Genomic DNA, 13,300 nt, shown 5'->3' with positions numbered 1-13,300 from the left:
GGCGCCATACTCGCATGCGCCACGCCAGCCGACATGCTCGCCGCACGATTCCAGCCTTATCTCTTTGCCGGTCTCGCCCTGGCGATCCTGGCCGGGTTCGTGGCCTACGACCTGCGGCGCGAGCACCAGCGCTCGATCGCCGAGGCCCGGTCGACGACGGCCAACGTGGCGCGGCTGCTCGATCAGCAGACGGCTCAGTTGCTCGGTCGCGTCGACGCCGTGCTCAGCGACTTCGAATCCCGGCTGGCTTCGGCGGGCACGCCCGTCGGCGGCATCGTCATAACACCGCAGGAGGCCGGCGCAGCGGTGCCCCCCCTGTGGCCGGGCGACGGCCTGATCCGGGCCCTCTATGTCCTGGACTCGGAAGGCCGGCCGCTGCAGTCGGTGGCCGGCAGCGGTGCGGCGCCCGTGCTGGACGCCGCGTTCCTGGCCGACTGGCGGGATCGCGCGCCATCCGCGTCCGCGAGCCGGCTGACGATCGGCAAGCCCTGGGCCGAGTCGACCGGCCAATGGGTGTTCCCGGTGAGCCGCTGGAAGCTCGATGGCGGAACACCCGCGGGCCGTCACCACCTCGTCGCTCTGGTCGGCGTCGCCGCTGTCCAGCCCTTGCTGGACAGCGTGGACACCGGCCGGAACGGCTTCGTCACCCTCTTCCTGCGCGACGGCTGGATGCTGGCCACCTCCCCCCGGAATGACGCGCTGCTCGGGCGCAGCTGGGCGCAGACGCCGATGTTCCAGGAACACCTGGCCAGTGCGCCGGCCGGCACCGTGCGGCAGGTCGTGGTGAGGGACCGCACCGAGCGCATCTACAGCTACCGGGAAACAGCGCAGGGCGCCCTCGTCGTCTCCACGGGCATCTCCATGACGGATGCGCTGGCGGACTGGCGCGCCCGCATCGTCGTGGACGTCTCGATCCTGTCGATCGTGGCAGCCGCCGGGTTGTGGGGCGCCACGCAGTTGTCGCGCAACTATGCCCGCCGGGAGTCCGCCGAACGGGCTGCAGACCAGGCGGCACGGCGCATCGAACAGAGCGAGCGCTTCGTGCGCGAGGTCACCGACAACGTCCCGATGAGCATCGCCTACCTCGACCGGGAGTTGCGCTACCGATTTGCCAACCAGGCCCAATGCGAACCGTTCGACCGGCCGCGCGACGACGTCCTCGGGCGCACACGCGAAGAGCTGACGGGGGAGCCGCTGCCGGCCGAGTTGCAGCAACGCGTCAACGCAGCGCTGCAGGGCGCCACGCAGCACTTCGAGTTCGAGGAACTTCGCGACGGCACACCGCATGTGATCGAGGCGCACTTCGTGCCGGCCAAGGGGCCCGGTGGGCAGGTGCAAGGTCTCTACACCGCAAGCACGGATGTGACGGAGCGGCACCGGCAGCAGCGCCGCATCGAGCAGGCCCTGGCCGAGCGCGAGACGCTGCTGCGGGAGGTCTATCACCGCGTCAAGAACAATCTGCAGGTCGTCCAGAGCCTGCTGAACCTCCAGCGGCGCTCGCTGCCGGAAGGCCCGGCACTGGCCGCGCTCGACGACAGCGTGAAGCGCGTGCATGCGATGGCGCTCGTGCACGAGAAGCTGTACCAGACCGGCCACCTCGATGCCGTGTCGCTGCCCGACTATCTGGCCGAGTTGCTCCGCTATCTGGCCGACATGGGCGATGCGGCGCGGCGCGGCATCGTCCTGCAGCCCGGCATCGACCCGGTGAAGGCTTCGCTGGAAGTGTCCGTGCCGCTGGGCCTGCTGATCACCGAACTGGTCGGCAACAGCCTGAAGCACGGCTTTCCCGACGGCCGCATGGGCACGATCCAGGTCCGGCTTTCTCGGCACGGCGAGACGACGACGCTGGAGGTCGAGGACGACGGCGTGGGGCTGCCCCCCGGCTTCGACCTGGCCCGAGCCACGTCGATGGGCTTGCAGCTGGCGGGGAGCCTGGCCGGCCAGCTGGGCGGCCAGCTGTGCGCCACCAGCGCGAACGGGGCGAAGTTCACGGCGCAGTTCACGCGACTGCTCTGAGCCCGCCGCCAATCAAGCCGACTCCATCACAATCCCGCCATTCTCGTGCGTGAGCCTTGACCATGGACCGAGCTGCCATCCTGATCGTGGAGGACGAGGCCATCGTGGCCCTCGACCTGAAGCTGAGCCTCGAGGAACTGGGATACGAGGTCACGGGCGTCGCGTCCAGCGGCGAACAGGCCCTGCGGGCCTTCGACCAACAGCCGCCGCAGCTGGTGCTGATGGACGTGCGGCTGCAGGGCGCGATGGACGGCATCGCCACCGCCGAGGCGATTCGCCGGCGGCTGCCCGTGCCGCTGATCTTCCTGACGTCGCACAGCGACGACGACACCGTTCAGCGCGCAGCGCGCACGGCGCCCTACGGTTACCTGACCAAGCCCTACCAGATCCGCGAACTGCGTGCCGGCATCGAGGTGGCACTGACCAAGTCGCGCATGGAGCGTCAGCTGCGCGAAGCGGACCGCTGGTTCGCGCATACCCTGCACTGTGTGTCAGATGGCGTCGTCGTGACGGACCCGGCGGCGAGGATCCGTTTCCTCAACCCGGCCGCTGAGGCCCTGACGGGTTGGGCCCATGAAGATGCCGTGGGCCGAGACGTGGGCGAGATCGTGCGCATGCGCTCCGGCGGCCCGGACCCAGGGCCCGACCCGGACGCTGCCCGGTTGGTCTCGGACGTGCTCCGCGAGGGCCGGCCCGCGCCGGTGACGCACGCCAGGTCGCTGTTGACCCGCACCGGCGAAGACCGGATCGTCGACGAGGCGGCCGGCCCCGTGGACGACGACGAGGGTCGCCGGCTCGGCGCCGTGCTCGTGCTGCGCGACGCTGCCCCGCGCGTCGCCCACGAGGCGCAGTTGCGCGCGAGCGAAGCGCGGTTCCGCAATGCGTTCGACAACGCGCCCCTGGGCATGGCGCTGGTCTCGTTCGCCGGCGAGTTCATCCAGGTCAACGATGCCCTGTGCAAGCTGCTGGGCCTTGCGCGTGACGAGCTGCGCGGCCTCAGCCACACCGGCGTGACCCACCCGGAGGACCGCGCCCACGAGGTGCAGCGGCTTCACGAACTGGCCGGCTCATCGACAGGCGTGGTGCAGTTCGAGAAGCGATATCGCCGCCCGGCAGAGGCCGCGCCGGTCTGGACGCTGGTCAGCGTGTCGCGCCTGCACGACGACGATCGCGCCTCCTGCTACCTCTACCAGGTGCATGACCTGACCGAGCAGAAGCAGGCCGCGGAACATTTGGCCGCGCTCGCCGAGGAGCGGATGCACCGGGAGGCGAGCGAGATGGCCGCGGCGGCCAAGAGCGAGTTCCTCTCGCGGGTCAGCCACGAGATGCGCACCCCGCTCAATGCCGTCATGGGATTCGCGCAGCTGCTCGAGCTGCAGCAGGGCCGGCCGGCGTCTGCCGACGTGGGCATGTACGCCAAGCAGATCCACACCGCGGGCAAGCACCTGCTGGAGCTCGTGACCGACCTGCTCGATCTCAACCGGGCCGCCCAGGGCCAGTTGCAGCTGGAGCCGGCGCCGGTCGCCCTGTCGACGGCCGTCGACGAGGTACTGGTCCTCCTGCGCGGCCAGGCCGCGGTGCAAGGGATCGGGCTCGAGGCACGCGTGCCTGCGCTGCGCGTGATGGCCGATGCGCGGCGTCTGCGGCAGGTTCTGCTGAATATCGGATCGAATGCCATCAAGTACAACCGCACTGGCGGCGTGGTTCGCTGGGATGCGACGGAGTCCCACGGCCGCGTGGAGCTGCGCATCGAGGATGAGGGCATCGGCATGACGCCGGAGCAGCTCGATCGGCTGTTCCAGCCCTTCGATCGCCTGGGGGCGGAGCGCACCACCATTCCCGGGACCGGCCTCGGCCTGGTCATCTCACGCAGCCTGGTCGAGGAGATGGGCGGCACGCTGACCGTCCGGAGCGTCTCGCGTTCCGGCACGACCGTGACCGTGTCGCTGCCCCGCGCCGACGAGGTTCAGCCCGCCTGACGCACGAGCCCGGGCAGTGGCACGATGAACTCGGCGCCGCCGGCCCGGCCGGCGCGTGCCTGCAGCGAGCCGCCGAGCTGCGTGGCCAGCGACATGGCCAGATGCAGACCCATGCCCGTGGCCTGGGAGCAGGAGAACCCGGGCTCCAGGCCTGCGCCGTCGTCCTGCACGCGCAGCAGCGGCACACCTTCCTGCAGGTCCAGCGACACGTCCACCCGTCCGGCGGAGCGGCCTTCGAACGCGTGTTCCAGGGCATTGAACACCAGTTCGTTCAGCAGCAGGCCGAAGGGGATGGCGGCGTCCAGCGGAGCGTGAACGTCCGCGATGTCTGCCCGGATCTCGATGCCGCGAGCAGCCGTGGATGCCGCTTCGCCGATGTGTCGAAGCAGCTCGCGCGCGTAGGCGCCGAGCGTGATCGAGGCCAGGCTGTGCGATTGGTACAGCTTCTCGTGGACCAGCGCCATGGCGCGGATGCGCCGCGCGCTGTCCGCCAGCGCCGCCTGCGCCGATGCGTCGGCCGTGCCGCGATGCTGGAGGTTCAGCAGGCTCTGCACCAGCTGGAGGTTGTTCTTGACGCGGTGGTACACCTCCTTGAGCAGCGTGTCCTTCTCGTGCAGCGCTTCGCGCAGACGCAATTCGGCCAGGTGCTGCTCGGTCACGTCGCGCCCGACGGAGTGGATCGCCGTACAGCGCCCCGCTTCGTCCACGAGCGGCCGGTTCGTCCACTCCACCCAGCGTTCGTCGCCTGTGGACGCTCGGGTCCGATTCACGGACTTGGCGATCTCGCGGCCCGCGACCAGATCCTCCAGGCGGGAGGCCACCGCGGCCCGGTCGGCTGCAGCAACGAAGTCGAGCAGACGGCGTCCGACCATCTGCTCGGCAGGCGTCCCGTAGTGCCTTGCATACGCTTGGTTGACGAAGCTCAGCACGCCGTCGGGACTCGCCAGCGAAATCAGCTCGGACTGGTCCTCCACGATGGCCCGATAGCGTGCCTCGCTGACCGCGACCTGGCGGGACAGCGCGAGTTGCCGCTGGCGATCGACCAGCGCCGCGCTCGCCACGCGGCCCAGTCCGACCAGGAGCGCACGCTGCGCCTGCGTCAATTGGCGGGGTTCGCGATCGATCACGCACACCGTGCCCACGCGCTCGCCGCCGGGCAGTTCGATCGGCGCTCCGGCGTAGAAGCGGATATGGGGCTCGCCGGTCACGAGCGGATTGGCGGCGAACCGGGCGTCGTGCTCGGCGCTGGGCACTTCCAACAGCTCGCTGCCGCGGATCGCGTGATCGCAGAAGGCCACGTCCCGTGACGTCTGCTCGACTCCCGGCAGGCCGATGTTGGACTTGAACCATTGGCGATCCGCGTCGACCAAGGACACGAGCGCGATCGGGACCCCGCAGGCTTCGGCCGCTGCTGAAGTGATGGCATCGAAGACCGGCTCCGGCAGCGTGTCGAGCACGCCCAGTCCGATCAGTGCGTCCTGACGGCGGCGTTCGTTCAGATCGATCGGAGGTGTTGCCACCACACATCTCCTCTGCTGCCCGGCGTCGCCAGGAAGCCCCCAACGTCGCGGCGGTGGCTCCTCACACCATCGGAGCCTGCACTCGCAAATGCGAAACAACGGACCGATTGTGGCGCAACGACTGAGCCGATTCGATAACCCAAGCATGGCGGTCCACACTTGTCTCTTACGAGTGTCTGCTGATGGCGCGCGAGTTCGATTGCGAGTACGACGGGTTTGGGTCGATCGACGACAGCCAACCCCAACCCTCGATCGCGACCCCGCAAGCATCAGCCGGACCCCGCTTGATCGGACTCAACCGGGGCAGCAGCCCGGCGCAGGACCATGGTTCCCCGCTGCACGACACCCGACACCATGGCCGCCAAGCAACTGCTCTTCCAGGACGACGCACGCGAGCGCATCCGGCGCGGCGCGGACCGGCTTGCCGAGGCCGTGAAGGTGACGCTCGGCCCGCGCGGGCGCACCGTGATCCTGGAGCGCGAGTACGGCGCGCCGCAGGTCGTCAACTCCGGCGTGCTGGTGGCCAAGGCGATCGAGCTCGAGGACCGCTTCGAGAACATGGGCGCGCAGTTGCTGCGCGAGGTGGCCGCGCGCACCAGCGAGAAGGCCGGCGACGGCACCACCACCGCGACGGTGCTGGCCCACGCGATGATGGAGGAAGGCCTGCGCTACCTGGCCGGCGGCATGAACCCGATGAGCCTCAAGCGCGGCATCGACCAGGGCGTCGAGGCGGTCGTCGCGGAGCTTCGGCGCATGGCGCGGCCCTGCGCCGGCGCGCAGGAGGTGGCCCATGTGGCGGCGATCTCGGCGAACAACGACCGCTCGATCGGCGAGCTGCTGGCACGCGCCATCGACCAGGTCGGGCGCGACGGCGCGGTCACGATCGAGGACGGCTCGGGCCTGGCCAGCGAGCTGGAGGTGGTGGAAGGCCTGCAGTTCGACCGCGGTTTCCTCTCGCCCTACTTCATCAACAACGCCGAGCGCCAGTCGGCGGTGCTGGAGGATGCGGCGATCCTGCTGGTCGACCGCAAGCTCGCCTCGCTGCAGGAGCTGCTGCCGCTGCTCGAGGAGGTGGTCAAGGCGGACCGCCCGCTGCTCGTGATCGCCGAGGAGATCGAGAGCGAGGCCCTGGCCACGCTGGTGGTCAACACGATCCGCGGAACGCTCAAGACCTGCGCGGTCAAGGCGCCCGGCTTCGGTGACCGGCGCAAGGCGATGCTGCAGGACATCGCGGTGCTGACCGGCGGCCGCGTGATCAGCGACGAGCTCGGCCTGACGCTCGCCAAGGCCACGCTGAAGGACCTGGGGCGCGTGCGGCGCGCCGAGGTCGGCAAGGACGACACCACGCTGGTGGGCGGCGCGGGCACGCAGGCGGCGATCGACGAGCGCCTCTTGAACCTGCGCCGTGAGCGCGCCGCGGCGGACAGCGACTACGAACGCGAGCAGCTCGACGGGCGCATCGCCAAGCTCTCCGGCGGGGTGGCGGTGATCAAGGTCGGCGCCGCCACCGAGACCGAGCTGAAGGAACGCAAGATCCGCGTCGAGGACGCGCTGCACGCCACGCGTGCGGCGGCCGAGGAAGGCATCGTTCCCGGCGGCGGCGTGGCGCTGCTGCGCGCGCGGCGCGTGCTGGCCGCCCTGAAGGGCGAGACGCTGGACCACGACTCCGGGCTGCGCATCGTCGCGCGGGCGCTCGAGGCGCCGCTGCGCCGCATCGTGCTCAACGCCGGCGAGGAACCGTCGGTGGTGCTGGACCGCGTCGACCGGGCCACCGACGCCGCGCACGGCTACAACGCTGCCACGGGCGAGTACGGCGACCTGCTGCAGATGGGCGTGATCGATCCGGTCAAGGTCACGCGCCTGGCGCTGCAGAACGCCGCCTCGATCGCCGCGCTGATCCTGACGACCGACTGCCTGATCGCCGATGCGCCCGCGCCGAAGCGGGGCCCGCCCGGCCCGGCGGGTGCTGCCGGCCCGGAGTTCTAGCCGCCGCCGCGCTGCGTGTAGAGATCGAAGCGGCGCATCACGCGCTGGCGTTCGGTCTCGCTCACGCCCTCGAAGGCGAAGACGATCGCCAGGCGCGGCATCGCCAGCAGCGCGATGCGGCGCGGCGGCAGCGCGTGCCAGGACAGGCGCAGCTCACCGCCGCCCAGGCGGGCGCATGCCCGGCCCGGCTCCAGCGCGAGCGGCGCGCACTCCAGCGCGCCGGGCAGCCAGCGCAGCAGTTCGTCTTCAGTGCACCCCATCTCGCGCTCGAAGCGTTCGGGGTACCAGGACTGCACGCCGCTAACCCCCGGCGATGGGCGGCCAGATCGCCAGCACGTCGCCGTCCTTCAGCACGTGTGAGAGGCGCTGCTCGGGTGGCACGTAGACGCCGTTGACGAGCACCAGGTGCACCAGCTTCTGGGGCAGGCCGAAGGGCTCGATCACCTGCGCGACCGAGCTGCCCTCGGGCAGCTCCAGCGACAGCCGGTTGTCGTAGCGCGATTCGGCCGGCAGGTACTGCGTCAGGCTCGCGTACAGCTTGAAGACGATTTTCATCGGCGCCCGGGCACGAGCGCACGCTCGGCCTGCGCCTGGGCGCTCGCGAGGTAGGCCTCCATCAGCAGCGTCGGGTCCGCGAGCAGCCGGTCCTTCCAGGCGCCGAGCTTGACCTGGCCCTCGACCAGCCCGCGCATCACGCCCACGTGCTCGGTCCAGCCGATGCTGTTGCAGCCGACCATCACGTCGCCGCCGAACTGCAGGCTCAGGTGCTTGCCCCTTCCTCCATCGGCACCCCGGTCGGTCAGTTCGACCTGCTGGCCGCCCGGCACGCCCTGCCAGGCACCGAAGCTGGTGGAGATCAGGCCCAGCGTGTCGAGCACGTTGATCTGCGTGACACCCTTCAGCGTGGTGGGCTGGCCCACCATGTTCAGCGCCGCCACGCGCGCCTGCTCGGCCGCGTTGGGCTGGATCGCGCTGACCACGGGCTTGCCTGTGGCGATGTCGAAGGCCTCCGCGCAGTCGCCTGCGGCATAGACGCCGGCCACCGAGGTCTGCAGGTGCTCGTCGGTCAGCACGCCCTGCAGGCACTTGATGTCGCTGTTCTCGAGGAAGCCGATCGCCGGCTTCACGCCGGTGGCGCTGATGACGAGGTCGACCTCGAGGAACTGCCCGTTCGACAGCCGCACCTTCAGCGGCGCATGCGCCTCGATCGCCTCCACGCGCGTGCCGGTGAACACCCGCACGCCTTGCTTCTCGCACCACTCGCGGATCATGCCGCCGGCGGTCGGGCCCATCATGCGCGGCACCATGCGGTCGCCCATCTCGACGACGGTGAGCTGCACGCCGCGCGCCGCGAGCGCCTCCATGATGATGCAGCCGATGAAGCCCGCGCCCATCTGCAGCACGCGCGCGCCCTTGGTCGCGAGCTGCATGATCGCGCGCGCGTCCTTCAGGGTCCAGCAAGGGTGCACGCCGGCGCTGTCGATGCCGGGGATCGGCGGGCGCACCGGGCGCGAGCCGGTGGCGATCAGCAGGCGGTCGAAGGGCAGTGTGGCGCCGCCTTCCAGCACCAGCTCGCGCTTGCCGGTGTCCACGCGCGTCGCGCGGCCTTGCTTCAGCTCGATGCACAGCCGGTCGAAGTGGTCCGGCGCGTGGCGCAGGTGCGTGCCCTCCTCGCCGACGTTGCCGATCAGCAGGTAGGGGATCGCCATGCGCGAGTACGGCCGCTCGGGCTCGTCGCCGACGATCACGATGCGGTCGTTCGGGGCGTGCTTGCGGATCGTCTCCGCCGCGATGACGCCGGCCGGGCCGGCGCCGAGGATCACGTGGTTCATGTGGGGGTTCCTGAAACGGGAAAGGCGGTCCGTGAACCGCCTTCCGCCGTCAACGCATGGGTGAGGTCAGAGTCCGAGCCGAGCGCGGGTCTCCGGCTTGAGCTGGCCGTCGGAATCCCAGCCGCGCACCTGGTAGTACTTCGGCAGCATCTCGGGCAGCTTGTTGACCAGGCCCTTGGCGGGGCCGGTCTTGGCCGGCTCGTTGAGCAGGCGCGGCGGCAGCGTGTCGTCCTTGCTGGTGAAGCCGGCGCGGTTGTTGAAGTCGCGCTCCATGTTCCAGATGCGCTCGCCGATCTTCTGCATGTTCTCGAGCGTGAACTCGGGGCCGCAGGCGGCGGCCACCTGCGGCGCCACGTCGGCCAGGCCCCAGGCGAAGCTGGTGAAGATGCAGATGCCGGCGGCGTCGAACGCGGCGGTGGCGTCCTGGAAGGCCATCACCAGCTCGGGCTTGCCCTCGGCCGTCAGCGGGTCGGTCTTGACCGGGATGCCCAGCACCTCGGAGGCCACGGTGTAGCTGCGCAGGTGGCAGGCGCCGCGGTTGCTCGTGGCGTAGGTCAGGCCCATGCCCTGGATGCCGCGCGAGTCGTAGGCCGGGAACTCCTGGCCCTTGACGCTCATCGAGAGCTCGGGGTGGCCGTACTTGGCACACAGCCGCTTGCTGCCCTGGCCGATCTCCTTGCCGAAGCCCTCGCCCTTGGCGGTGATCTCGGCGAAGTGCGCCAGCGCCTGCGCGCTGCCGAACTTGGCGTCGATGCCGAGCTGCTCCTTCGTGAGCACGCCCATCTCGTAGAGCTCCATCACCGCGCCGATGGTGGCGCCGAAGGAGATCGGGTCCATGCCCTGCTCGTTGCACAGCAGGTTGGCGTACTGCAAGGCCTCGAGGTCGTTCACGCCGTTGGCCGCGCCCAGCGCCCAGGCCGCCTCGTACTCCAGGCCGCCGCTGGCGCCCCAGTACTGCGGCTTGTTCTCGACCGTGAAGTGGCCCTGGTCCATCTTGCTGATGCGGCCGCAGGCGATGGTGCAGCCGAAGCAGGCCTGGTTGGTGACCAGGTGCTTCTTGCCGTCGGTCTTGCGCGGGGTGGCCATCGCCTCGGCGGAGATGTCCTTCGCGCCCTCGAACTGCACGTCCTTGTGGTTGCGCGTGGGCAGCGCGCCGATCTCGTTGATGACGTTCATCAGCACCTGGGTGCCGTAGGTCGGCAGGCCCTGGCCGGTGACGCCGTTCTCGGCGAGGATCTTCTTCTTCTCGAAGGTGACCTTCATGAACTCCTTGGGGTCGGCCACGTTGCCGACGCCCTTGGTGCCGCGCACGACCACCGCCTTCAGGTTCTTGCTGCCCATCACCGCACCGACGCCGGAGCGGCCGGCCGCGCGGTGCAGGTCGTTCACGACCGCGGCATACAGCACCTGGTTCTCGCCCGCCAGGCCGATGCTAGAGACGCGCGCAAGCGGCTGCTGCAGCTGCTTCTTGATCGTCTCCTCGGTCTCCCAGACGCTCTTGCCCCACAGGTGCGAGGCGTCACGCAGCTCGGCCACGTCGTCCTCGACGTACAGGTAGACCGGCTTGGCCGACTTGCCCTCGAAGATGACCATGTCCCAGCCGGCCATCTTCAGCTCGGCGCCCCAGTAGCCGCCGGAGTTGGAACAGGCGATCGCGCCGGTCAGCGGGCCCTTGGTGACGACGGTGTAGCGCCCGCCGGTGGAGGCCATCGTGCCGGTCAGCGGCCCGGTGGCCCAGATGATCTTGTTGGCCGGCGAGAGCGGATCGACCTTGGGGTCGATCTCCTCGACCAGGTACTTGCTCGCCAGGCCGCGCGAGCCGAGGTAGGCGCGCGCCCAGTCCATGTTGAGGGGTTCCGACTTGACGGTGCCGTTCGTCAGGTCGACGCGGAGGATCTTTCCTGCCCAGGACATGCTGTTCTCCTCAGGCCGCGGCCGGTTGGTTGCCGAGCTTGTCGGCCCAGGCCTGCATCTTGTTCAGGCCGGTCCAGTTGGCGTCGATGTAGGTGATCGCGCCGGTCGGGCAGGCGGTGGCGCAGGCCGGGTCGCCGCCGCACAGGTCGCACTTCTGCACCTTGCCGGTTTCCTGCACGTAGTTGATGGTGCCGAACGGGCAGCTGATCGTGCAGACCTTGCAGCCCACGCAGGTGCTCTCGCTGACCACCTTCGCGCCGGTCGCCTTGTCCACGGTGATCGCCTCCACCGGGCAGGCGTGCAGGCACCAGGCCTCGTCGCACTGCGTGCAGGTGTAGGGCACCTTGCGGCCCGTGTGGTGGAAGTCGAACACCTTGATGCGCGACTTGGCCGTGGCGTAGGTGCCGTAGTTCTCGAAGGAACAGGCCATCTCGCACTGCAGGCAACCCGTGCACTTGTCCGGGTTGATGTGAAGCGTCTTCTGCATGGTTCTTCCTTGGGTGATTCGCACGCTATGCACGAACATTCATAGCTTGCCGAGGGCGCCAGCGAACAACCACCGCGGAAAAACCCTAGGGTTTGTGCCAGCACGCGACAGGGATCAAGAAAAGCGTTGGCCCGCGTCGCTTGCGGCGGCCGCGGGCCAGGCAGCGGTTGCAGGGGGTGAGCGCGCCTACACGGGTTTCCAGGCCAGGTTGCCGCGGCCGAAGATCTCGGCCAGCCGGCCGCTGGCCGCCAGCTCGTTGACCGCCCCCTGCAGCGCCTGGGCGAGCTCGACCGCATCGCGCTTGACCGCCATCCCGACGGCCCAGCCTTCGCGCGGCGCACGCAGCACCGGCAGCGGCTCGATCGCGAAGGCCGCATCGCCGCGCAGCACGGCCTGCAGCTCGGACATCAACCCCGCCGCCGCCGGCACCTCGCCGCGCCGCAGGGCCTGGGCGGCCTCGGTGCCGTTCCTCCATTGCGTGCGCAGCTGGTCGCGGTAGGCGCCGCCCTCGGCGCCCAGCAGCAGCCAGCCGGCCAGCGACTGCCCCGGCACGGCCACCGGCTTGCCGCGCAGCGCGGCGAGCGAATCGAGCGTGGGCAGCTGCTCCAGCGAGCGGGCCATCGCCACGCGCTCGCGCCAGTACGGCGCGAACACGCTGACCTGCGGGTTGGCTTCCATCAGCGGTCGGTCCACCGGCACGTGCAGCAGCACGTCGGCCGGACCGTAGCCGAGGTAGTGGCCCTTCCAGACCATGTTGCGCAGGTCGTCGTTCATGTTCTCGTCGGCCGGGAAGGGCAGCGGCGAGAACTTCACGCCCAGCGACTCGGCCAGCGCGCGGCCGAGTTCGACGTCGATGCCCTGTCCGTCGGCATGGAAGGGCGGCATGTCCTTGTACAGGCCGACGACGAGGCTGCCGCGCGCCTTCACCTTGGCCAGCGGCGTGGCCTGCAGTTCGGGCAGGGTCAGGGCCAGCGGCGCGGCGGACAGCGCGCGCAGGATGCCGCGGCGCTGCATCAGAAGGCCTTCTCGCGGCGGGTTTCGAGGTAGGCCTTGATCGACCACACCGCCTCCTGGTTCAGCATGCCCTCGAACGGCGGCATGTAGACCGCGCCGTTGCGCGTACGGCCCTTGCGCACGGTGGTGGCGAAATAGTCGTCGATCTCCTTCACGCACATCGCCTGCTTCTTGGCGTCCTTCTGCGTGGCGCATTCGTTGTCGAGCTTGCGCAGGTCCGGCGCGATGCCGCCGGAGACGGCCTCCAGCCCGTGGCAGCGTGCGCAGTTCTGGTTGTAGGCGGAGGTGCCGACCTTGATCGCCGCCTCGTTCTTGCGGTACGGGTTCTCGGCGCGCCAGGCGTCACCGAGCTTGGGCAGGCTGCTGGTGTCGACGGCCTGCGGCGTGACGTCGCCGTGGGCGAAGGCGCCGGCCTGCAGCGCGGCGGCGAGAAGAACGGCGATCAGCGGGCGGGTGGAAGCGGGCATGGAATGTCTCCGGCGGTCTGGTTTCACACTGGCCCGCCGTTCTGCAATCGACATGCCACCGGAAAGTGCTCCAATTCGAAGCAAC

11 protein-coding genes are annotated in these 13,300 nt (G+C 69.8%); 3 read left to right on the top strand and 8 right to left on the bottom strand.

Annotation, left to right across the window (positions count from 1 at the left end; translation table 11 throughout):
• The first annotated feature begins 33 nt into the window (after positions 1-33).
• Together D9C15_RS17175 and D9C15_RS17170 are read left to right on the top strand one after the other, a co-directional pair.
• Entirely contained in the window at positions 34-2,016 is a 1,983-nt protein-coding gene (locus D9C15_RS17175; protein ID WP_127999425.1) for a sensor histidine kinase, read from the top strand.
• A gap of 62 nt (positions 2,017-2,078) precedes the next feature.
• Positions 2,079-3,995: a hybrid sensor histidine kinase/response regulator gene (locus D9C15_RS17170; RefSeq protein ID WP_127999423.1), complete on the top strand. Its 1,917-nt coding sequence runs from the start codon at positions 2,079-2,081 to the stop codon at positions 3,993-3,995.
• Here D9C15_RS17170 and D9C15_RS17165 read toward each other — a convergent pair.
• Positions 3,983-5,515 (bottom strand): sensor histidine kinase, encoded by a 1,533-nt coding sequence (locus D9C15_RS17165; protein WP_164886759.1) that lies wholly within the window; start codon positions 5,513-5,515, stop codon positions 3,983-3,985. The genes D9C15_RS17170 and D9C15_RS17165 overlap by 13 nt on opposite strands.
• A 354-nt stretch (positions 5,516-5,869) precedes the next feature.
• On the opposite strand from D9C15_RS17165, the gene groL reads away from it, so the two are divergent.
• Positions 5,870-7,501: a chaperonin GroEL gene (gene groL / locus D9C15_RS17160; protein ID WP_127999419.1), complete on the top strand. Its 1,632-nt coding sequence runs from the start codon at positions 5,870-5,872 to the stop codon at positions 7,499-7,501.
• Here groL and D9C15_RS17155 read toward each other — a convergent pair.
• From D9C15_RS17155 to pedF, 7 genes are all read right to left on the bottom strand, one after another.
• Positions 7,498-7,797 (bottom strand): hypothetical protein, encoded by a 300-nt coding sequence (locus D9C15_RS17155; protein ID WP_240668443.1) that lies wholly within the window; start codon positions 7,795-7,797, stop codon positions 7,498-7,500. The two genes, groL and D9C15_RS17155, sit on opposite strands and share 4 nt — an antisense overlap.
• A 4-nt stretch (positions 7,798-7,801) precedes the next feature.
• Positions 7,802-8,056, bottom strand: a complete 255-nt coding sequence (gene thiS / locus D9C15_RS17150) for a sulfur carrier protein ThiS (protein WP_127999417.1) — start codon at positions 8,054-8,056, stop codon at positions 7,802-7,804.
• Entirely contained in the window at positions 8,053-9,333 is a 1,281-nt protein-coding gene (locus D9C15_RS17145; protein WP_127999415.1) for an NAD(P)/FAD-dependent oxidoreductase, read from the bottom strand. Before D9C15_RS17145 ends, thiS begins: the two co-directional genes overlap by 4 nt.
• Before the next feature lie 66 nt (positions 9,334-9,399).
• Positions 9,400-11,247, bottom strand: coding sequence for an aldehyde ferredoxin oxidoreductase family protein (locus D9C15_RS17140; RefSeq protein WP_127999413.1), 1,848 nt, complete (start codon positions 11,245-11,247; stop codon positions 9,400-9,402).
• A 10-nt stretch (positions 11,248-11,257) separates the two neighbouring features.
• On the bottom strand, positions 11,258-11,734 hold the full coding sequence (locus tag D9C15_RS17135) for a 4Fe-4S dicluster domain-containing protein (protein WP_127999411.1): 477 nt from the start codon (positions 11,732-11,734) through the stop codon (positions 11,258-11,260).
• Between the two features lie 186 nt (positions 11,735-11,920).
• Complete coding sequence (locus D9C15_RS17130) at positions 11,921-12,748, bottom strand: substrate-binding periplasmic protein (protein WP_127999409.1); 828 nt, start codon at positions 12,746-12,748, stop codon at positions 11,921-11,923.
• The gene (pedF, locus tag D9C15_RS17125) at positions 12,748-13,215 is read right to left on the bottom strand and encodes a cytochrome c-550 PedF (RefSeq protein ID WP_127999407.1); all 468 of its coding nucleotides are present in this window, start codon (positions 13,213-13,215) and stop codon (positions 12,748-12,750) included. The genes D9C15_RS17130 and pedF overlap by 1 nt, the downstream gene beginning before the upstream one ends.
• Positions 13,216-13,300: the final 85 nt, after the last annotated feature.

Source organism: Piscinibacter defluvii, from assembly GCF_004011805.1.
Classification (GTDB): Bacteria; Pseudomonadota; Gammaproteobacteria; order Burkholderiales; family Burkholderiaceae_C; genus Piscinibacter; species Piscinibacter defluvii.
This window is presented reverse-complemented; position numbering and strand designations above follow the sequence as displayed.

Coding starts and splice junctions, on each gene's coding strand:
- D9C15_RS17135 (WP_127999411.1), bottom strand. CDS start 11,734: ATGCAGAAGACGCTTCACATCAACCCGGACAAGTGCACGGGTTGCCTG.
- thiS (WP_127999417.1), bottom strand. CDS start 8,056: ATGAAAATCGTCTTCAAGCTGTACGCGAGCCTGACGCAGTACCTGCCG.
- D9C15_RS17130 (WP_127999409.1), bottom strand. CDS start 12,748: ATGCAGCGCCGCGGCATCCTGCGCGCGCTGTCCGCCGCGCCGCTGGCC.
- pedF (WP_127999407.1), bottom strand. CDS start 13,215: ATGCCCGCTTCCACCCGCCCGCTGATCGCCGTTCTTCTCGCCGCCGCG.
- groL (WP_127999419.1), top strand. CDS start 5,870: ATGGCCGCCAAGCAACTGCTCTTCCAGGACGACGCACGCGAGCGCATC.
- D9C15_RS17145 (WP_127999415.1), bottom strand. CDS start 9,333: ATGAACCACGTGATCCTCGGCGCCGGCCCGGCCGGCGTCATCGCGGCG.
- D9C15_RS17140 (WP_127999413.1), bottom strand. CDS start 11,247: ATGTCCTGGGCAGGAAAGATCCTCCGCGTCGACCTGACGAACGGCACC.
- D9C15_RS17175 (WP_127999425.1), top strand. CDS start 34: ATGCTCGCCGCACGATTCCAGCCTTATCTCTTTGCCGGTCTCGCCCTG.
- D9C15_RS17170 (WP_127999423.1), top strand. CDS start 2,079: ATGGACCGAGCTGCCATCCTGATCGTGGAGGACGAGGCCATCGTGGCC.